At 62.8% G+C, this 20,263-nt stretch carries 17 protein-coding genes and 5 tRNA genes; 20 read left to right on the top strand and 2 right to left on the bottom strand.

Annotation, left to right across the window (positions count from 1 at the left end; all coding sequences use genetic code 11):
• Positions 1 to 192: 192 nt before the first annotated feature.
• Both glnA and WJU17_RS03930 read right to left on the bottom strand, forming a co-directional pair.
• Positions 193 to 1,602 (bottom strand): type I glutamate--ammonia ligase, encoded by a 1,410-nt coding sequence (glnA, locus tag WJU17_RS03935; protein ID WP_346326030.1) that lies wholly within the window; start codon positions 1,600 to 1,602, stop codon positions 193 to 195.
• A 43-nt stretch (positions 1,603 to 1,645) separates the two neighbouring features.
• Positions 1,646 to 1,984, bottom strand: coding sequence for a P-II family nitrogen regulator (locus WJU17_RS03930; RefSeq protein WP_346326029.1), 339 nt, complete (start codon positions 1,982 to 1,984; stop codon positions 1,646 to 1,648).
• 205 nt (positions 1,985 to 2,189) lie between these two features.
• On the opposite strand from WJU17_RS03930, the gene WJU17_RS03925 reads away from it, so the two are divergent.
• The 20 genes from WJU17_RS03925 to nuoH all read left to right on the top strand — a co-directional run bounded on the left by WJU17_RS03925 (position 2,190) and on the right by nuoH (position 20,262).
• Positions 2,190 to 3,344 (top strand): aminotransferase, encoded by a 1,155-nt coding sequence (locus WJU17_RS03925; protein WP_346326028.1) that lies wholly within the window; start codon positions 2,190 to 2,192, stop codon positions 3,342 to 3,344.
• A gap of 44 nt (positions 3,345 to 3,388) precedes the next feature.
• Positions 3,389 to 3,465: transfer RNA gene (locus tag WJU17_RS03920), tRNA-His, on the top strand.
• 64 nt (positions 3,466 to 3,529) lie between these two features.
• Positions 3,530 to 4,984 carry an NAD(P)H-hydrate dehydratase gene (locus tag WJU17_RS03915; RefSeq protein ID WP_346326027.1) on the top strand — a complete coding sequence of 485 codons (1,455 nt, stop codon included), beginning with the start codon at positions 3,530 to 3,532 and terminating at the stop codon, positions 4,982 to 4,984.
• A 95-nt stretch (positions 4,985 to 5,079) separates the two neighbouring features.
• Positions 5,080 to 5,164: transfer RNA gene (locus WJU17_RS03910), tRNA-Leu, on the top strand.
• A gap of 53 nt (positions 5,165 to 5,217) precedes the next feature.
• Complete coding sequence (gene tig / locus WJU17_RS03905) at positions 5,218 to 6,561, top strand: trigger factor (protein WP_346326026.1); 1,344 nt, start codon at positions 5,218 to 5,220, stop codon at positions 6,559 to 6,561.
• Positions 6,562 to 6,681: 120 nt separating this feature from the next.
• Positions 6,682 to 7,311, top strand: a complete 630-nt coding sequence (locus WJU17_RS03900; protein WP_346326025.1) for an ATP-dependent Clp protease proteolytic subunit — start codon at positions 6,682 to 6,684, stop codon at positions 7,309 to 7,311.
• 112 nt (positions 7,312 to 7,423) lie between these two features.
• Complete coding sequence (gene clpX / locus WJU17_RS03895; RefSeq protein ID WP_346326024.1) at positions 7,424 to 8,692, top strand: ATP-dependent Clp protease ATP-binding subunit ClpX; 1,269 nt, start codon at positions 7,424 to 7,426, stop codon at positions 8,690 to 8,692.
• A 127-nt stretch (positions 8,693 to 8,819) separates the two neighbouring features.
• Positions 8,820 to 11,228, top strand: coding sequence for an endopeptidase La (gene lon, locus WJU17_RS03890; RefSeq protein WP_346326023.1), 2,409 nt, complete (start codon positions 8,820 to 8,822; stop codon positions 11,226 to 11,228).
• A gap of 166 nt (positions 11,229 to 11,394) precedes the next feature.
• The gene (locus tag WJU17_RS03885) at positions 11,395 to 11,667 is read left to right on the top strand and encodes an HU family DNA-binding protein (RefSeq protein ID WP_346326022.1); all 273 of its coding nucleotides are present in this window, start codon (positions 11,395 to 11,397) and stop codon (positions 11,665 to 11,667) included.
• Between the two features lie 79 nt (positions 11,668 to 11,746).
• A tRNA-Val gene (locus tag WJU17_RS03880) sits at positions 11,747 to 11,822 on the top strand.
• A gap of 336 nt (positions 11,823 to 12,158) precedes the next feature.
• Positions 12,159 to 12,235, top strand: a tRNA-Asp gene (locus tag WJU17_RS03875).
• A gap of 93 nt (positions 12,236 to 12,328) precedes the next feature.
• A tRNA-Asp gene (locus WJU17_RS03870) sits at positions 12,329 to 12,405 on the top strand.
• A gap of 140 nt (positions 12,406 to 12,545) precedes the next feature.
• Positions 12,546 to 12,911, top strand: a complete 366-nt coding sequence (locus WJU17_RS03865) for an NADH-quinone oxidoreductase subunit A (protein WP_346326021.1) — start codon at positions 12,546 to 12,548, stop codon at positions 12,909 to 12,911.
• On the top strand, positions 12,881 to 13,468 hold the full coding sequence (locus WJU17_RS03860; RefSeq protein WP_346326020.1) for an NADH-quinone oxidoreductase subunit B family protein: 588 nt from the start codon (positions 12,881 to 12,883) through the stop codon (positions 13,466 to 13,468). The genes WJU17_RS03865 and WJU17_RS03860 overlap by 31 nt, the downstream gene beginning before the upstream one ends.
• Before the next feature lie 8 nt (positions 13,469 to 13,476).
• Positions 13,477 to 14,097: an NADH-quinone oxidoreductase subunit C gene (locus WJU17_RS03855; protein WP_346326019.1), complete on the top strand. Its 621-nt coding sequence runs from the start codon at positions 13,477 to 13,479 to the stop codon at positions 14,095 to 14,097.
• Positions 14,097 to 15,275 carry an NADH-quinone oxidoreductase subunit D gene (locus tag WJU17_RS03850; RefSeq protein WP_346326018.1) on the top strand — a complete coding sequence of 393 codons (1,179 nt, stop codon included), beginning with the start codon at positions 14,097 to 14,099 and terminating at the stop codon, positions 15,273 to 15,275. The genes WJU17_RS03855 and WJU17_RS03850 overlap by 1 nt, the downstream gene beginning before the upstream one ends.
• Positions 15,272 to 15,877: an NADH-quinone oxidoreductase subunit NuoE gene (gene nuoE / locus WJU17_RS03845; RefSeq protein WP_346326017.1), complete on the top strand. Its 606-nt coding sequence runs from the start codon at positions 15,272 to 15,274 to the stop codon at positions 15,875 to 15,877. Before WJU17_RS03850 ends, nuoE begins: the two co-directional genes overlap by 4 nt.
• Positions 15,877 to 17,163 (top strand): NADH-quinone oxidoreductase subunit NuoF, encoded by a 1,287-nt coding sequence (gene nuoF / locus WJU17_RS03840; protein ID WP_346326016.1) that lies wholly within the window; start codon positions 15,877 to 15,879, stop codon positions 17,161 to 17,163. Before nuoE ends, nuoF begins: the two co-directional genes overlap by 1 nt.
• 14 nt (positions 17,164 to 17,177) lie before the next feature.
• Positions 17,178 to 19,238, top strand: a complete 2,061-nt coding sequence (nuoG, locus tag WJU17_RS03835) for an NADH-quinone oxidoreductase subunit NuoG (RefSeq protein ID WP_346326015.1) — start codon at positions 17,178 to 17,180, stop codon at positions 19,236 to 19,238.
• Positions 19,231 to 20,262, top strand: coding sequence for an NADH-quinone oxidoreductase subunit NuoH (nuoH, locus tag WJU17_RS03830; protein WP_346326014.1), 1,032 nt, complete (start codon positions 19,231 to 19,233; stop codon positions 20,260 to 20,262). The genes nuoG and nuoH overlap by 8 nt, the downstream gene beginning before the upstream one ends.
• The last annotated feature ends 1 nt before the right edge of the window (position 20,263 follow it).

The raw sequence follows: 20,263 nt of genomic DNA, 5'->3' as shown, positions 1-20,263 counted from the left end.
TGGGAACGGACCGTGAATCAGGAGCGCCGCAGTATAGTGTATGCAGAGCGGCAGAGGCACCCGATATATGGTGTTACACGACATCAGGGTACAGGGCGGCCCAGCGCGTGCGCCGGGTTAAACAGAGAAAGCCCCGGCGAACCGGGGCTTTCCGTGTAGAGGTGAAGCGGGCGGGGTGCCCGCCTCTTCGCGTCAGGCGGAATAGTACATCATATATTCGATGGGGTGCGGAGCGGTTTCCCACGCCAGCGCTTCTTCCATCTTCAGTTCCAGATAGCCGTTGATCTGGTCGTCGTTGAACACGCCGCCCTTCTTGAGGAAGTCGCGGTCGGAGTCCAGCGCCTCGCAGGCCTGGCGCAGGCTGCCGCACACGGTGGGGACGGCTGCCAGTTCTTCCGGCGGCAGGTGGTACAGATCCTTGTCCATCGGCTCGCCCGGATGGATCTTGTTCTCGATACCGTCGAGGCCGGCCATCATCATGGCGGCGAAACCCAGATAGGGGTTTGAGGCCGGATCGGGGAAGCGGATCTCGACGCGCTTGCCCTTGGGGCTCGGCGAGTACGGGATGCGGCACGAAGCCGACCGGTTGCGGGCCGAATAGGCCAGCAGCACGGGGGCTTCATAACCCGGGACGAGACGCTTGTAGCTGTTGGTCGTGCCGTTGGTGAAGGCGTTGATCGCCTTGGCATGCTTGATGATGCCGCCGATGTAGTACAGGCACTCTTCCGACAGGTCAGCGTAGCCATTACCGGCGAACAGCGGCTTGCCGCCCTTCCAGATCGACTGATGCACATGCATGCCCGAGCCGTTGTCCAGCGCGACCGGCTTCGGCATGAAGGTAACGGTCTTGCCATAGGCGTGGGCGACGTTCGAGCAGACATACTTGTAGATCTGCACCGCGTCGGCGGCGGTCACCAGAGTGCCGAACTTCATGCCCAGTTCGTGCTGCGAGGTGGCCACTTCGTGGTGGTGCTTTTCGATCGGCACGCCCATGGCGCGCATGGTGCCGAGCATTTCGGCGCGGATGTCATGGCCCGAATCGACCGGGCTGGCGGGGAAGTAGCCGCCCTTGATGCGCGGGCGATGACCCATGTTGCCGCCTTCGATGGCGGCGCCGGCCATGTGCGGGCTTTCCACGTCGTCGAACTTGTAGAACGCCGTGTTGTAGCCGACGTCCATCTGGACGTTGTCGAACATGAAGAATTCGGGCTCGGGGCCGAAATAGGCGGCGTCGCCGATGCCGGTCGAATTCAGGTAGTTGAGCGCCGCCTTGGCGGTCCCGCGCGGGTCGCGGCCATAGGCTTCATGGCTGCCCGGCTCCAGGATGTCGCAGATCACGATCAGCTGCTTGGTGGCCGAGAAGGGGTCGATGACGGCGCTCGACACGTCCGGCATCAGGACCATGTCCGACTCGTTGATCGCCTTCCAGCCGGCGATGGAGGAACCGTCGAACATCACGCCTTCGACGAACATGTCCTCGTCGACGACGTCCTTGTGCATGGAAAGATGGTGCCATTTGCTGCGCGGGTCGGTGAAGCGCAGATCGACATATTCGATCTCTTCGTCCTTGATCCGCTTGAGCAGGGCGTTCACGTCACTCATGGATATTCCTCTCGTTCCCGATTCGTGTTTGTTGGCTGGTAGGTTAGATGGCGTCGACGCCGGTCTCGCCGGTGCGGATGCGGATGGCTTCCTCCACGTTGGAGACGAAAATCTTGCCATCTCCGATGCGGCCGGTCTGGGCCGCTTGCTGGATCGCTTCGATGGCCCGTTCGACCAGGGCGTCGTCCAGGACGACCTCGATCTTCACCTTGGGCAGGAAATCGACGACGTACTCGGCGCCGCGATACAGCTCGGTGTGGCCCTTCTGCCGCCCGAAGCCCTTGGCCTCGATGACGGTGATGCCGCTCAAGCCAACCTCGTGCAAGGCTTCCTTCACTTCGTCCAGCTTGAACGGCTTTATGATCGCTTCAATCTTCTTCATGCTCGCGTTCGTCCAACCCCAGTGATTTGGATTTTCGTAGTACGTCGCTTCAAGCACGATACGTGCCAACTCTGCGTCACAGCCTAACTTCCCATTTCCGGAGCGTCCACCCCATGCTGAATCGACCGTCCTTGACCCATGGCTGCACATTTTTCGGGCAAAATGGTCAATATGTAGGCAGGGAAAGTGCCGGCGGGGCGGGCATATGAAACAGGTCAACGAAACCATCGCTGCCTTGGGCACAACCATCTTCACCGTGATGTCGGCGCTGTCTGTCGAGCACCAGGCGATCAATCTGGGGCAGGGGTTTCCGGACGAAGATGGACCCGAGGACGTGCGGGCGGCGGCGGCGCGCGCCGTGCTGGACGGCCCCAACCAGTATCCGCCGATGACGGGTCTGCCGGCGCTGCGTCAGGCGGTCGCCGATCACGGCCGCCGGTTCCATGGCCTGGAGGTCGACTGGCAAAGTCAGGTCCTGATTACCTCCGGCGCCACCGAGGCACTGACCGCGAGTCTGCTGGCCCTCCTGCGTCCGGGCGACGAGGTGGTATTGATCGAACCTGTCTACGATTCGTATCTGCCGATCGTCCGGCTGGCGGGCGCGACGGCGCGCATGGTGCGGCTGCGACCGCCGGAATGGTCGCTGCCGGAGGCCGAGCTGCGCGCCGCATTCGGGCCTCGCACCAAGTTGCTGGTCATCAACAGCCCGATGAATCCGACGGGAAAGGTGTTCAGCACTGCCGAGCTGGCGTTGATCGCGGAATTGCTCGAGGAGCACGACGTCTACGCGCTTTGTGACGAGGTCTATGAGCATCTCGTGTTCTCCGGCCACGGCCATATCCCGTTGATGACATTGCCGGGAATGGCCGAGCGGACGCTTCGGGTCGGATCGGCTGGAAAGACCTTTTCCCTGACGGGCTGGAAGGTCGGCTACCTCACCGGGGCACCCGCGCTGATCGATGCCGTCGCCAAGGCGCATCAGTTCATCACCTTCACCACGCCGCCGAGTCTCCAGGCGGGTGTGGCCCACGGCCTGCGAAAGGACGATGAGTATTTCGCCGGACTGGCCGCGGCGATGGCGCGCAAAAGGGATCGGTTGAGCGCCGGACTCGCGGAAGTCGGCTTCGCCGTCCTCCCGTCGGAGGGGACCTATTTCGTGACCGCTGACTTCCGGGGGCTTTGGGACCAGGGCGACGATTTCGCCTTCGCGCGCATGCTGGTGGCGGGCGCGCGGGTTGGCTGCGTGCCGGTCGGGGCCTTCTATCCCGCCGATCCGCCGACCCATCTGGTCCGGTTCTGCTTCTGCAAGCGGGACGAGGTGCTCGATGAGGCGATCGCGCGCATGAAAGCATTCTTCTGATCTTGCATGGCCGGATCAATGCGGGTAAGTACTGCGCCGCTGCGGTGGCTGTAGCTCAGTTGGTTAGAGCGCGGGTTTGTGGTACCTGAGGTCGTGGGTTCGATTCCCATCAGCCACCCCAATTTCCCCTTTGTCGTGTCACGGAATTCTTGGCCTCCCGACCGGATGGCCCGTACAGTCGCGTCATGAACGGGGTCGAGCTTCTCACTGTCGAACAGATGTATCGGGCGGACGCGCTGGCGATCGCCGCCGGAACTCCGGGCCTTGTCCTGATGGAAAATGCCGGCTGGGCGGTCGCGGATGTCATCCTCGCCGCCCATGCGCCATGCCCTGTCGCGATCCTGTGTGGACCGGGCAACAATGGCGGTGACGGATTCGTCGTGGCGCGCCTGCTGTCCGAACGTGGCTGGACGGTACGGCTCGGCCTGCTGGGCGAGGTGGCGCGGTTGAAAGGCGACGCGGCGGAGATGGCGGCGCGTTGGAACGGTCCCATCGAGCCGTTGACACCCGATCTTCTCGCCAATGCCGGCCTCGTGGTCGATGCCCTGTTCGGTGCCGGACTGGACCGGCCCATTGAAGGAGTGGCGGCGGCGGTTGTCGATGCGGTCAATGCACGCGGCGTCCCGGTTCTCGCGGTCGATGTGCCGAGCGGGGTCGAGGGCACGAGGGGCTTCATCAAGGGGCCGGCGGTCCGGGCATCGCGTACGGTGACCTTCTTCCGCAAGAAGCCGGCCCATCTGCTGATCGACTCGCGGGTGCTCGCGGGGCCCGTGACCGTCGCCGACATCGGCATCCCCGATGCGGTGCTGGAGACGATTCGGCCGGAACTCTGGGAGAACGAACCGCCGCTCTGGCGCGCGGCCTATCCCTTTCCGCGGATCGAGGCTCACAAGTACGCGCGCGGGCACGCGGTCGTGGTGTCGGGGCCGCTGGCCCAGGGTGGGGCGGCGCGGCTCGCGGCGCGCGCGGCGTTGCGAGTGGGCGCGGGGCTGGTGACCGTGGCATGTCCACCCGATGCCCTGCCGGCCCATGCGGCCCAGCTCAACGCGGTCATGACACTTGCCTTTGACAACTTCTCGACGGTGCTCGCGGACCCGCGCCGCAACGCGATCCTGATCGGACCGGGCGGCGGCGTCGGCCCGCAGACCCGCGAGATGACGTGCGCGGCATTGGCCAGCGGCCGCTTCTGCGTGATCGACGCCGACGGGTTGACGTCCTTCCGTGACCGGCCCGATGATCTGTTCGCCGCCATCGACGGTCCGTGCGTGCTCACCCCCCATGACGGCGAGTTTTCGCGGGTCTTTCCGGATCTGGTCGAGGGCTGCCGGATCGACCGCGCGCGGGCGGCCGCGCGCCGGGCAGGGGCGGTGGTCCTTCTCAAGGGGGCGGACACGGTGATCGCCGCGCCGGACGGGCGCGCCGCCATCAACGCCAACGCGCCGCCGACCCTGGCCACGGCCGGTTCGGGCGACGTGCTGGCCGGCCTGATCATCGGGCTGCTCGCCCAGGGCATGCCCGCGTTCGAGGCCGCCTCCGCCGGAGCGTGGTTACATGGCCGTGCCGCCACGCTGTTCGGCCCCGGCCTGATCGCCGAGGACCTGACGGAAACCATTCCTGCCGTGCTGCGCGAGCTTGCGTGAACCCTGTGTTTCAAGATCGCTGGCGTTGCGCGAAAAAGGTGTGCTATAGGTCCGCCCCCTGAGCGGGGCGGGATTGCAGTTGCGCCACGAAGGTGGCGGGCGTGGCGGAATTGGTAGACGCGCTGGATTTAGGTTCCAGTGAGGAAACTCGTGGGGGTTCGAGTCCCTTCGCCCGCACCAACAACGCAAGAATCCGTCTGTATTTAGAAGCACCAACAGAGTTCGGACGTACTATGCAAGTCACCGAGACCAGCGCCGAAGGCCTGAAGCGCGAGTATAAAATCACCGTCGAGGCCGACGTGCTCGACAGCAAGCTGCACGAGAAGCTGGAGCAGCTTGCGACCAGGATCCGCCTGCCGGGCTTCCGCCCCGGCAAGGTGCCGGTCAAGCATCTGCGCAAGCTGCATGGCGACGCGCTGCTGGGCGAAGTGCTCGAGGAAACGGTGAATACCACCTCGCGCGAGGCGCTGGAGCAGAACTCCCTGCGCCCGGCCATGCGCCCGAACATCGAGATCAAGTCCTTCGAGAAGGGCAGCGATCTGGAATATGAAATGTCGGTCGAGATCCTGCCGGAAATCGTCCCGGGCGATCTGTCCACCGTGAAGCTGGAGAAGGAATTCTCGCCGGTTCCGGACAGCGAGATCGATGACGCGCTGAAGCGCATCGCCGACCAGCAGAAGAGCTACGAGACCGCGCCGGACGGCCATGAGGCCCAGACCGGCGACGCGGTGGTGATCGATTTCGTCGGCAAGCGCGATGGCGAGGCCTTCGAGGGCGGCGCCGCCGAGGATTATCAGCTGGTACTCGGCTCCAACTCGCTGATCCCGGGCTTCGAGGACCAGCTCGTCGGTGTCAAGGCCGGCGACAGCCGCGACGTCAACGTGACCTTCCCCGAGGATTACGGTTCGGCCGATCTTGCCGGGCAGGCCGCGGTGTTCGAGGTCACGGTAAAGGAAGTCAAGACCGCGAGTGAAGTCGCTGTGGATGACGAGCTGGCCAAGAAGCTCGGCATGGAGACGCTCGACGAAGTGCGCGAGCGCCTCAAGGAACAGATCGGCGCCGACTACAACCGGGTCTCGCGCATGAAGCTGAAGCGGGCCATGCTCGATCAGTTGGCGGAAATGCATGATTTCCCGGTGCCGGAAGGCATGGTCGACATGGAGTTCAACCAGATCTGGCAGGATTTCGAGCGCAGCCTGAAGGAAGAAGGCAAGGACCTGTCGACGGCCGACAAGCCGGAAGAGGAGCTTCGCGAGGAGTATCGCAACATCGCGATCCGCCGCGTGCGCCTCGGCCTGCTGCTGTCGACGATCGGCGATACCAACGAGATCACCGTGACGGCGGAAGAGCTGAACCGGGCCATCATGATGGAAGCCCAGCGCTTCCCGGGCCAGGAGCGCCGCGTGTTCGAGTTCTATCAGAAGAACCCCGACGCGCTGCAGCAGATCCGCGCCCCGCTTTTCGAGGATAAGGTGATAGACTTTATCCTGGAGAAGGCCGAAGTTACGGAGAAGGAAGTCGATCGCGAGACTCTGTTCCGCGACCCCGACGAGGAGACCGAGGCCGCCGCCAGCTAATCCTGGCCTGCCCACGCGTCGAACCGATCGGGGTGCGGCCGTCAGCGGTCAGACCCTTTGAAAACCAATCATGAGGCCTAGTTCACGTTGAACTGGGCCTCCGGAAAACAAGGCGGTGCGATGAGGGATCCTTACGAAATCTACAGTGCTCTCGTTCCCATGGTGGTCGAGCAGAGCAATCGCGGCGAGCGTGCGTACGACATCTACTCGCGCATGCTCAAGGAGCGGATCATCTTCCTGGTGGGGCCGATCGATGACGGCGTCTCCAGCCTGATCTGCGCCCAGCTGCTGTTCCTCGAGGCCGAAAATCCCGGCAAGGAGATCGCGCTCTACGTGAACTCGCCGGGCGGCATCGTCACCTCGGGACTCGCGATCTACGATACCATGCAGTACATCAAGGCGCCGGTGTCCACCGTGTGCATCGGTCAGGCCGCGTCCATGGGTTCGCTGCTGCTGCAGGCTGGCGAACCGGGCCGTCGCTTCGCGACCCCGAATGCCCGCGTCATGCTGCATCAGCCGTCGGGCGGCGCCCAGGGTCAGGCGACGGATATCGAAATTCATGCGCGGGAAATCCTCGCCATTCGCGAGCGCCTGAACCAGATCTACGTAAAGCACACGGGCCAGGACATCGAAACCATCCGCCGCGCGCTCGAACGCGACAACTTCATGACGGCCAACGACGCCAAGGCGTTCGGCCTGATCGACGAGGTCTTCGAGAAGCGCCCGGACCCGCAGAGCAAGGCGGCTTAAGGGTTTTGGCCTTCAAGAGTGCCCCTAACGCGGCAACGCGCCGCAACATAGGCATTGATTGGCCGGGCCGCGCCCGGCTAGCATGCTCGCAAATGGCAGTACGACTCGGGCTATGACCAAGACCAGCGGAAGCAGCGACTCCAAGAACACGCTCTATTGTTCGTTCTGTGGCAAGAGCCAGCACGAAGTGCGCAAGCTCATTGCCGGACCGACCGTGTTCATCTGCGATGAATGCGTCGAACTGTGCATGGACATCATCCGCGAGGAGAACAAGAACTCGCTCGTGAAGTCCGGCGAAGGCATTGCCACGCCCGCGGAAATCTGCCGTGTGCTGGATGACTACGTCATTGGTCAGCAGACCGCCAAGCGGGTGCTGTCGGTCGCGGTGCATAACCACTACAAGCGGCTGAACCACGCGTCCAAGAACAATGACGTCGAACTGTCCAAGTCGAACATTTTGCTGATCGGTCCGACGGGCTGCGGCAAGACGCTTCTGGCCCAGACACTGGCGCGCATCCTGGATGTGCCCTTCACCATGGCCGACGCCACCACGCTGACTGAAGCCGGTTATGTGGGCGAGGATGTCGAGAACATCATCCTGAAGCTGCTGCAGTCGGCCGACTACAATGTCGAACGGGCGCAGCGCGGCATCGTTTACATCGACGAGGTCGACAAGATCAGCCGCAAGTCCGACAATCCGTCGATCACGCGGGACGTGTCGGGCGAGGGTGTGCAGCAGGCACTGCTGAAGATCATGGAAGGCACGGTCGCCAGCGTGCCGCCCCAGGGCGGCCGCAAGCATCCGCAGCAGGAATTCCTGCAGGTGGACACGACCAACATCCTGTTCATCTGCGGCGGCGCGTTTGCTGGCCTGGAAAAGATCATCGACGCGCGCGGTACCAACAAGTCGATCGGCTTCGGCGCCAATGTGGTCGGCCCCGAAGATCGCCGGACGGGCGAGGTTCTGCAGGGCGTCGAGCCAGAGGATCTGCTGAAATTCGGCCTGATCCCCGAATTCGTCGGCCGTCTTCCGGTGCTCGCCACCCTGCGCGATCTGGACGAAGAGGCACTGATCGAAATTCTCACCAAGCCCAAGAACGCTCTGGTGAAGCAGTATCAGCGCCTGTTCGAGATGGAAGGCAAGTCGCTCGGCTTTACCGAGGACGCGCTTCATGCGGTCGCCCGCAAGGCGATCAAGCGCCGGACTGGCGCGCGGGGTCTGCGCTCGATCATGGAAGCGATCCTTCTGGACACCATGTTTGATCTGCCGGCGCTGGAAGGCGTTGGCGAGGTGGTCATCAACAACGAGGTTGTCGAAGGCCGCGCCCAGCCGCTCTATATCTATTCCGATCGCCGGGATGACGTGGGCAAGGGCGCCTGAACTTCCCCGCTCCCCCGGCGGATGGCCCGGGGGTTGATCTTTCCTGATCCAATCTCCATTTGAGCGGGTACGATAATGTGGGGGCGGTCGATTCGTCGGCCCCCAAATCTGGATCGAATGGGAAGCCATGCAGAAATCAGACAAGTCAACGACCTTTCCGGTTTTGCCGCTGCGCGACATCGTCGTGTTCCCGCACATGATCGTTCCCCTGTTCGTGGGGCGCGAGAAGTCCGTGCGGGCGCTCGAGGATGTGATGAAGGATGACAAGAAGATCCTTCTCGTGACGCAGAAGGACGCCGGGCAGGACGACCCAGGCCACGCCGACATCTTCCGCGTCGGCACCATCGCGTCCGTTCTGCAGCTGCTGAAGTTGCCCGACGGCACCGTGAAGGTGCTGGTGGAAGGTGGCTCGCGCGCGCGCCTGGATGAGTTCGTCGACAATCCGGAATTCTTCGAGGCGAAGGCCTCCGAGATCGAGGAAAGCCTCGCCGAACGCGCGGAGCTTGAAGCTCTGGCGCGCTCGGTCGTCTCGCAGTTCGAGCAGTATGTGAAGCTGAACAAGAAGGTTCCGCCGGAAGTTCTTGTTTCGGTGAATCAAATTGATGATCCGGCCAAGCTTGCCGACACCCTTGCCTCGCATCTGTCCGTTAAAATCTCCGAGAAGCAGGAACTGCTGGAGATGGAGGATGTCGGCTCGCGTCTCGAACGCGTCTACGCGCTGATGGAGAACGAGATCGGCGTGCTGGAGGTCGAGAAGAAGATCCGCAGCCGTGTCAAAAAGCAGATGGAGAAGACCCAGCGCGAGTATTACCTGAATGAGCAGATGAAGGCCATTCAGCGCGAACTGGGCGAGGGCGAGGAAGGCGCGGACGAGATCGCCGAACTCGAAGAGAAGATTCACGCGACCAAGCTGTCGAAAGAAGCCCGCACCAAGGCCGAAGGCGAGCTGAAGAAGCTGCGCAACATGAGCCCCATGTCGGCGGAAGCGACGGTCGTGCGCAACTACCTCGATTGGCTGCTCAACATTCCGTGGAACAAGTCCAAGAAGGTACGCACCGACATTTCGGTCGCCGAGACGGTTCTCGACACGGATCATTATGGTCTGGAGAAGGTCAAGGAACGGATCCTGGAATATCTTGCCGTGCAGCAACGCACCAAGAAGATCCGCGGCCCGATCCTGTGCCTGGTCGGCCCGCCCGGCGTCGGCAAGACCTCGCTTGGCAAGTCGATCGCCAAGGCGACGGGCCGGGACTTCGTGCGCGTGTCGCTGGGCGGTGTGCGCGACGAGGCCGAGATCCGCGGTCACCGCCGGACCTATATCGGTTCCATGCCCGGCAAGATCATCCAGAGCATGAAGAAGGCGGGCAGCAACAACGCGCTCTTCCTGCTCGACGAGATCGACAAGATGGGTGCGGATTTCCGCGGCGATCCGTCGTCGGCGCTGCTGGAGGTGCTCGATCCGGAGCAGAACAGCACGTTCAACGATCATTACCTCGAGGTCGACTATGACCTGTCGAAGGTGATGTTCGTGACCACGGCGAACACGCTGAACATTCCGGGTCCGCTGATGGACCGCATGGAGATCATTCGTCTCAGCGGTTACACCGAGGATGAAAAGGTCGAGATCGCCAAGCGTCACCTGGTGGCCAAGCAGCTCGAACAGAACGGCATCAAGAAGGGCGAGTGGGAGATCACCGACGAAGCCCTGCGTGACCTGATCCGCTACTACACCCGGGAAGCCGGCGTGCGCAGTCTCGAGCGCGAACTGGCCAAGCTCGTGCGCAAGGCGATCCGTGAACTGGTCGGTGGCAAGACCGACAAGGTGCGGGTCACCGCCGAGAATCTGGGCGACTATTCGGGCGTGCGCCGCTTCCGCTACGGCATTGCCGAAGAGGAAGACAGCGTCGGTGTCGTGACCGGCCTGGCCTGGACCGAAGTGGGCGGCGAGTTGCTGTCCATCGAATCCGTCCTCGTACCCGGCAAGGGCAAGATGACCATCACCGGCAAGCTCGGTGACGTGATGCAGGAATCGATCCAGGCGGCGGCCAGCTTCGTGAAGTCGCGGGCGACCACCTTCGGGATTCATCCGCGGATCTTCGAGAAGCGCGATATCCACATCCACGTTCCGGAAGGCGCGGTGCCGAAGGATGGTCCGTCGGCCGGTGTCGGTATGGTCACCTCGATCGTGTCGGTGCTGACCAACAACCCGGTCCGCAAGGACATCGCCATGACCGGCGAAGTGACGCTGCGGGGCAGGGTGTTCGCCATCGGCGGCCTGAAGGAAAAGTTGCTCGCGGCCCTTCGCGGCGGAATCAAGGTCGTGTTGATTCCCAAGGACAACGAGAAGGACCTGGCCGAGGTGCCCGACAATGTGAAGACCGGACTGAAGATCATTCCGGTATCCACGGTCGAGGAAGTCCTCGGTCATGCGCTGACCAAGCCGCTCGTGCCGATCACCTGGGAAGAGGATGATTCGGTAACGAGCCTTGCCAAGGACAAGCCGGCGGCCGACGGGGAAGGTCTCGTTACGCACTAAGCACCGGACGGTCATATCCGAGTGAGCCATCGTGCCCCCGAAAAGCGTAGATTTTCTGCGCTCTTCGGGGGCTTTTCCTTTGACGCTCCAAAAGGTGCGAACTAAACTCCGCTCTCTCTCAAAGAGAGACCTGTTGGATAAATCATCTACAAACAAGGGGGTTGTCGTGAACAAAAACGACCTGATCGCGGCCGTTGCAACCAGTGCAGGCCTCTCGAAGGCTGATGCGGCCAGTGCGGTCGACGCCGTTCTTGACGGCATCTCGGGCGCGTTGGCGAAGGGCGAAGAAGTTCGCCTCGTCGGCTTTGGCACGTTCAGCGTGGCAAAGCGCGCCGCGACGACCGGCCGTAACCCGCGGACCGGCGACACGATCGATATTCCTGCGTCCTCGCAGCCCAAGTTCAAGGCTGGCAAGGCGTTGAAGGACGCAGTTAACTAAATCGTTTTTCTTAAACGATCCAAGATTTCGATTCCGGCCGCCTGCCTCTAGGCGGTCGGATTCATTTATGCATTCTTCCGGGCGATTAGCTCAGTTGGTAGAGCATCTCGTTTACACCGAGAGGGTCGGCGGTTCGAGCCCGTCATCGCCCACCATTTTCCAGGCCCCGAGCGGCCTGTCCAAAGCCTCACGCACCTCAGCAGTCCGCTCCGAGGGCGCCGCGCGTCCTCGGTGGCGCCGGGCGTTCGAGGGACCGATGGTTTGGCTCTTGTCATCTCACATGAAGTGATTCGTGTAGCCTCCTGATATTTCTCTAGGTTCGGCCCAAGCGCATTGTTTGGCGCAGACGGGCCGCGCCAGTTGCCGGATACAAAGACCTGCGTCCGGCCGGAATTCGGGCCAGTGCCAAACAGCCTCGCAAACTTAGGCGCTCCCCGGTCGATTCTGCGTTGACACCATACGGGCGGTGCCGTAAACGAAGCCTCCCTTGCGGGGGTGTAGCTCAGTTGGTTAGAGCGTCGGCCTGTCACGCCGAAGGTCGCGGGTTCGAGTCCCGTCACTCTCGCCACTTTACTTCGTTCTTTCGCGTTCCGATCGTGGTCTCCTGACACGGGTTCCAGGCGCCTCTGGCGCGCCGATCGGTTCAGCAGAATCCCTTCGTGGGGGTGTAGCTCAGTTGGTTAGAGCGTCGGCCTGTCACGCCGAAGGTCGCGGGTTCGAGTCCCGTCACTCTCGCCACTTTCCCACAGTTCTGGCCTGCAAAATCTAGGGTCCAATCGGTTTGACTTGGGGGGTGCGCCGACTATACTGCGCCCCGATCAGTCCCAGCCGGACCGATCGGTAAGCCGGAACTCACAACTCAAAAAAGACGGTTTCCGATGCAGGGTTTGCTCGCCGAATACCTACCTATTCTGCTGTTCCTTGGCGTCGCGATCGCCTTCGCTTTGATCCTCGTCGGCGCGTCCGTCCTCGTTGCCCGCCAGAACCCCGATCCCGACAAGCTGTCAGCCTACGAGTGCGGCTTCGACGCGTTCGCCGACACGCGCGGCCAGTTCGACGTCCGGTTCTATCTGGTGGCCATCCTCTTCATCATTTTCGACCTCGAAGTCGCCTTTCTGTTCCCGTGGGCTATCTCACTGGGCGGGATCGGCCTGTTCGGTTTCTGGTCGATGATGGTGTTTCTGGGCGTGCTTACCGTCGGCTTCGTCTATGAATGGAAGAAAGGGGCGCTGGAATGGGAATAGAAAATCCACTCGCGCCGGCCGTGCGTCCCGCCGGAGCGCCGCTTGACGCATCGACCGCCGCCTCGCAGGCGTATTTCCAGGGCCTTTCGGAAGACCTGACCGACAAGGGCTTCATCGTCGCCCGTCTCGACGACCTCATCAACTGGGCGCGCACCGGTTCGCTGTGGTGGATGACCTTCGGCCTGGCGTGCTGCGCCGTCGAGATGATGCAGGCGAGCATGCCGCGTTATGACATGGAGCGTTTCGGCTTCGCCCCACGCGCTTCACCGCGCCAGTCGGACGTCATGATCGTGGCCGGCACCCTGACCAACAAGATGGCGCCGGCGCTGCGCCGCGTCTACGATCAGATGCCCGAGCCGCGTTACGTGATTTCCATGGGCAGCTGCGCCAATGGCGGCGGGTACTATCATTATTCCTATTCCGTCGTGCGCGGCTGCGACCGGGTGGTGCCAGTCGACATCTATGTCCCGGGTTGTCCGCCTACCGCCGAGGCGCTGGTCTACGGCATCCTGCAGTTGCAGAAGAAAATCCGGCGAACCGGTAACCTGTCGCGATAGAGGCCCAGATGGACGGCGCGCTAAACGAGCTTGGCGAGTTCATCGCCACCAGCCTTGCGGAAGACGTGACTGGCTTTTCGGTCCGTCTCGGTGAGCTGACCTTGACGGCCCAGGCCGCGTCCATCGTGAGGGTGCTGAAGTTCCTGCGCGACGACACGCAATGCCAGTTCCGTCAGCTGATCGATGTCTGCGGCGCCGACTATCCGAGCCGGCCGCTGCGGTTCGACGTGGTCTACCATCTGCTCAGCCTGACCCATAATCACCGGATCCGTGTGAAGGTGCAGACGGACGAAGATACGCCCGTGCCGTCGGTGATCGAGATCTTCGGGTCTTCGAGCTGGTTCGAGCGCGAGTGCTGGGATCTGTACGGCGTGATGTTCACCGGCCATCCGGATTTGCGCCGCATCCTGACGGATTACGGCTTCCAGGGTTTCCCGCTGCGCAAGGACTTCCCTCTGACGGGCTATGTGGAAGTGCGCTACTCCGAAGAGCAGAAGCGAGTGGTTTACGAACCCGTCAGCCTGATGCAGGAGTTCCGCAACTTCGACTTCATGAGCCCGTGGGAAGGCGCGAAATACATCCTGCCCGGCGACGAGAAGGCGGCGGGCGAGGCTGGAAAGCAAGGCTGATGGCTGACGTCGAACTGAAGAACTACAATCTCAATTTCGGTCCGCAACATCCTGCGGCGCATGGTGTTTTGCGCTTGATCACCGAGCTTGACGGGGAGATCGTCGAGCGGCTTGATCCGCATATCGGCCTGCTGCATCGCGGCACCGAAAAGCTCATCGAGTACAAGACCTATCTGCAGGCGGTGCCCTATTTCGACCGGCTCGACTATGTCGCGCCCATGAACCAGGAGCATGCGTTCGCCCTGGCGGTGGAAAAGCTCCTCGCGTGCGAAGTGCCGGCGCGCGGCCAGTACATCCGTATCCTCTATTCCGAGATCGGCCGGATCGCCAACCATCTGCTGAACCTGACGACTCACGCCATGGACGTGGGCGCGATGACCCCGATCCTGTGGGGCTTCGAGGAGCGGGAAAAGCTCATGGTGTTCTATGAGCGGGCGTGTGGCGCGCGTCTCCACGCGGCGTATTTCCGGCCCGGCGGTGTTCATCAGGACCTGCCGCCCGAGCTGCTCGCCGACATCTATACCTGGACCGATACGTTCCCGGCCGTGCTCGCCGACATGGAAACCATGTTGATCGAGAACCGCATCTTCAAGCAGCGCAACGTGGATATCGGCATCGTCAGCGCCGATGAAGCGTTCGATCTTGGCTTTTCCGGTCCGCCGCTACGCGCCTCGGGCATCGCTTGGGATCTGCGCAAGTCGCAGCCCTATGACAGCTACGAGAAGATGGATTTCGATATCCCGATCGGGAAACACGGCGACTGCTACGACCGCTTCATCCTGCGCCTCGAGGAAATTCGCCAGAGCCTGCGCATCATGAAGCAGGCCATCAACGAAATGCCGTCCGGTCCGGTCGCCTCGCTCGACCGCAAGATCGTGCCGCCCAAGCGCGGCGAGATGAAGCGTTCCATGGAAGCGCTGATCCATCACTTCAAGCTGTACACCGAAGGCTACAAGGTGCCGGAAGGCGAGGCTTATGCCGCCGTCGAGGCGCCGAAGGGCGAGTTTGGTGTCTATGTGGTATCCGACGGCTCCAACAAGCCGTATCGCTGCAAGATCCGCGCGCCGGGTTTCCCGCATCTTGCCGCCATGGATTTCATGTGCCGGGGACATATGCTGGCGGACATTCCCGCGATTCTCGGCTCACTCGACATCGTGTTCGGGGAGATCGACCGATGAGCGGCGTACACGCTGCCCCCTTTACTCAGCCTGCCAGCTTCGCGTTCAGCGCCGAGAGCATGGAGCAGGTAAACCGCCATATCGCCAAATATCCCGAGGGCCGTCAGCAGAGCGCCGTGATGCCGCTGCTCGATATCGCCCAGCGCCAGAATGGCGGGTGGCTGCCCGAGGCGGCGATCCGGGTGATCGGCGAGATGCTGAACATGCCGTATATCCGCGTGTACGAGGTGGCTAGCTTCTACACCATGTACAATCTGGTGCCGGTCGGCCGGCATTTCGTCCAGGTTTGCACCACGACGCCGTGCTGGCTGCGTGGCTCGGATCAGGTGATGGAAGCATGCCGCCAGAAACTGGGCGTGAAGAACGGCCAGACCACGCCCGATGGCCAGTTCACGCTGCTCGAGGTGGAATGCCTCGGCGCCTGCGTGAACGCGCCCATGATGCAGATCGGCGACGACTATTTCGAGGATCTGGACGCGGATTCCACCGCGCGCATCCTCGATGATCTCGCGGCGGGCCGCGAACCCAAGGCCGGTCCGCAGATCAACCGCCAGAATTCGGCGCCGGAAGGCGGTCCGACGACGCTGAAGGAGACCGCGTGATGCTGGCGGACAAGGATCGCATCTTCACCAACCTTTACGGCCTGCAGGACCCGTTCCTCAACGGCGCCCGTGCGCGCGGCGACTGGGACGGGACGGCCGGTTTCATCGGCAATGGCCAGGATTGGATCATCACGCAGGTGAAGGAATCCGGGCTGCGCGGCCGCGGCGGCGCGGGTTTCCCGACGGGCCTGAAGATGTCGTTCATGCCCAAGGAAAGCGATGGCCGCCCGTCTTATCTGGTGGTGAACGCGGACGAAGGCGAACCGGGGACCTGCAAGGACCGCGAGATCATGCGCCATGACCCGCACAAGCTGGTCGAGGGCTGCCTGATCGCGGGCTTCGCCATGCGCGCCGTCGCCGCTTACATCTACATCCGCGGCGAGTTCTACCGGGAGGCCGAGAATCTCCAGCGCGCCATCGACGAGGCCTATGATGCCGGTCTGATCGGCGCGAACGCCTGTGGCACCGGCTATCGTTTCGATGTGTACGTGCATCGCGGCATGGGCGCGTATATCTGCGGCGAGGAAACCGCCCTGATCGAAAGCCTGGAAGGCAAGAAGGGCCAGCCGCGCCTGAAGCCGCCATTTCCGGCGAACATGGGTGTCTGGGGTTGTCCGACCACGGTATCCAATGTCGAATCCATCGCGGTCATTCCGACCATCCTGCGCCGCGGCGCCACCTGGTTCGCCGGCATCGGTCGCCCGAACAATGCCGGCACCAAGCTGTTCTGCATCTCGGGCCACGTGAACAAGCCGTGTACCGTGGAAGAGGCGATGAGCATTCCGCTGCGCGAGCTGATCGACAAGCATTGCGGCGGCGTGCGCGGCGGCTGGGACAATCTGCTCGCGGTCATTCCGGGCGGTTCGTCGGTTCCGGTGCTGCCCAAGAGCATCTGCGACGACGTCCTGATGGATTTCGACTCGCTGAAGGCGGTTCAGTCCGGCCTCGGCACGGCGGCCGTCATTGTCATGGACAAGTCGACCGACATCGTGAAGGCGATCGCGCGGCTGTCGAAGTTTTACATGCATGAAAGCTGCGGCCAGTGCACGCCGTGCCGTGAAGGCACTGGCTGGATGTGGCGCGTCATGGACCGCATGGTGCGCGGCCAGGCCGAAGTGCCGGAGATCGATCTGCTGCAGCAGGTGACCAAGCAGGTCGAGGGACACACCATCTGCGCGTTGGGCGACGCGGCGGCCTGGCCGATTCAGGGCCTGATCCGTCACTTCCGTCCCGAAATGGAAGCGCGCATCGCTGCCTACAAGAACGCCCAGGTTCAGGCAGCGTAGGGGAGAGACGGGGAATGCCGACGCTTACCATTGACGGACAGCAGGTCACGGTCGAACCGGGCACCACGGTCTTGCAGGCATGTGAGATCGTCGGCGTCGAGGTCCCGCGCTTCTGTTACCACGAGCGCCTCTCCATCGCGGGCAATTGCCGCATGTGCCTGGTCGAGCAGGAGAAGTCTCCCAAGCCGATCGCCAGCTGCGCCATGCCGGCCGCCGACAACATGGTGATCCATACCAACACGCCGCAGGTCAAGAAGGCCCGCGAAGGCGTGATGGAGTTCCTGCTGATCAACCATCCGCTCGATTGCCCGATCTGCGACCAGGGCGGCGAGTGCGACCTCCAGGACCAGAGCATCGCCTATGGCGCCGGCTCGAGCCGCTTCCACGAGAACAAGCGCGCGGTCAAAGAGAAGTACATGGGGCCACTGATCAAGACGGTCATGACCCGCTGTATTCACTGCACCCGTTGTGTCCGCTTCGCCGAGGAAGTCGCCGGTGTCGAGGAGATCGGCGCGGTCGGTCGCGGCGAGCACATGGAGATCACGACCTATCTGGAACAGGCCATGACGTCGGAACTGTCCGGCAACGTCATCGATCTGTGCCCGGTGGGTGCCCTGACGTCCAAGCCCTATGCCTTCACCGCGCGCTCCTGGGAGCTGGAGAAGACCGAGAGCGTCGACGTGCACGATGCCGTCGGCTCCAACATCCGGGTCGATGCGCGCGGCAAGGAAGTCATGCGTGTGCTGCCGCGCCTCAATGAGGACATCAATCAGGAATGGATTTCGGACAAGACCCGTTTCGCCTATGACGGGCTTCGCCGCCGCAGGCTGGACCGGCCGTATGTGCGCCGCGACGGCAAGCTGGTCGAGGCGAGCTGGAACGAGGCATTCGAGACCATCGCCGCGCGTATCGCGCAGGTTGACGGCATGCGGATCGCGGCCATCGCCGGCGATCTCGCTGATGTGGAAGCCATGGCGGCGTTGAAGGACCTGATGGCCGCGCTCGGTTCCGCCAACATTGATTGCCGTCAGGACGGCGCCCGGCTCGATGCATCCTCGCGCGCGTCGTACCTGTTCAACAGCACGATCACCGGGATCGATCAGGCCGACGCTCTGCTGATCGTCGGATCGAATCCACGCATCGAGGCGCCCATCGTCAACGCCCGAATCCGCCAGCGCTGGCTGACGGGCGGTCTGAAGGTGGCGGTCATCGGCGAACGGCCCGAACTGACCTATGATTACGATTATCTTGGTGCCGGTCCGGAAACCCTCAGCGACGTTGTCTCGGGCGCCCATTCCTTCGCCGAAGCGCTGCGCGGCGCGCAGCGTCCCATGATCATTCTCGGCCAGGGCGCGCTCGCGCGTCAGGACGGCGCGGCGATCCTGGATCTGGCCCGTCAACTCGCCGATGCCTACGGGCTTATCGGTGATGGCTGGAACGGTTTCAACGTGCTGCATACCGCCGCCGCGCGCGTGGGCGGTCTCGATCTCGGTTTCGTGCCCGGGCAGGGCGGACGCGACGTGGAAGGCATTCTCGCCGGCGCGGAAAGCGGCGAGATCGACACGGTCTTCCTGCTGCATGCCGACGAGTTGGATGTCGATCGTCTGAGGAACGCTTTCGTGGTGTATCAGGGCAGCCATGGCGATGCCGGCGTGCGTCACGCCGACGTCATCCTGCCGGGTGCCGCCTACACCGAAAAGAACGCGACCTGGATCAATACGGAAGGTCGCGTGCAACTCGGCAAGCGCGCCGTCTTTCCGCCGGGCGATGCCCGCGAGGACTGGACCATCATCCGCGCCCTGTCGGACGTGGTTGGCCGCAAGCTGCCCTATGACAATCTGGCGCAGTTGCGCCGCCGTATCGCCGACGCGGTGCCTCATGCGACCGCGATCAATGATGTGGTGCCGGCGGCCTGGGGCCAGTTCGGCCGGTCCGGCGCGCTGGGCGATACGCCATTCACGTCGACGATCCGGCAGCACTACCTGACCAATCCGATCTGCCGCGCGTCCGTGACCATGGAGGAATGTACCGCCGTGGGCCAGGTCGCGCGGGAAGGGACCGGCACTCATGGATAATGCTTTCCTCGAAGGCTACGCCTATCCCGGCCTGTGGATGCTGGGCGGTATTCTCGCAGTCATGCTGCCCGTCGTCGTGGCCGTCGCCTTCGTCATCTATTTCGACCGGAAGATCTGGGCCGCCATGCAGCTGCGGCGCGGCCCGAACGTGGTTGGCCCGTTCGGCCTGCTGCAGAGCTTCGCCGACGGCCTCAAGCTGGTGCTCAAGGAAACCGTCATTCCGGCAAGCGCCAACAAGGTGGTCTTCGTCGTCGCGCCGGTCATCAGCTTCGTGCTGGCCATGGTCTCGTGGGCGGTGATTCCCTGGGGCTACTGGGGCGAGGTGAAACTGGTCATTTCCGACATCAATGTCGGTATCCTTTACCTGTTCGCCGTCTCGTCGCTGGGCGTCTACGGCATCATCATGTCGGGCTGGGCATCCAACTCGCGCTACCCGTTCCTGGGCGGCCTCCGCTCGGCGGCGCAGATGGTGTCCTACGAAGTCTCCATCGGCTTCGTGCTGATCACGGTGCTGCTGTGCGTCGGCTCGCTCAACCTCAACGACATCGTCGAGGCGCAGCGGGGCCTCTGGTACTTCATTCCGCTGTTCCCGATGTTCATCATCTTCCTGATCTCGGCACTGGCGGAAACCAATCGTCCTCCCTTCGATCTGCCCGAGGCGGAAGCCGAGCTTGTCGCCGGCTATCAGGTCGAATACTCGTCCATGACCTTCGCCCTGTTCTGGCTGGGCGAGTACGCGAACATCCTGCTGATGTGCGCGATGATGTCGGTCCTGTTCTTCGGGGGCTGGTTGCCGCCGGTCGACATCGCGCCGTTTAACTGGGTGCCGGGACCGATCTGGCTGATCATCAAGATCGCCATCTTCTTCTTCGTCTTCTCGTGGGTGAAGGCGGCCGTGCCGCGCTATCGCTACGATCAGCTCATGCGTCTGGGTTGGAAGGTTTTCCTTCCGATTTCCCTCGGCGCGGTCGTGGTGGTGTCGGGCTTCCTGGTCGCGTTCGACCTGCTGCCGAACAAAGGTTAGG

This window comes from Iodidimonas sp. SYSU 1G8, from assembly GCF_039655775.1.
Lineage (GTDB): Bacteria > Pseudomonadota > Alphaproteobacteria > SMXS01 > SMXS01 > RI-34.
The sequence above is the reverse complement of the archived record's forward strand: the minus strand, read 5'-3'. Positions and strand labels throughout refer to the sequence as shown.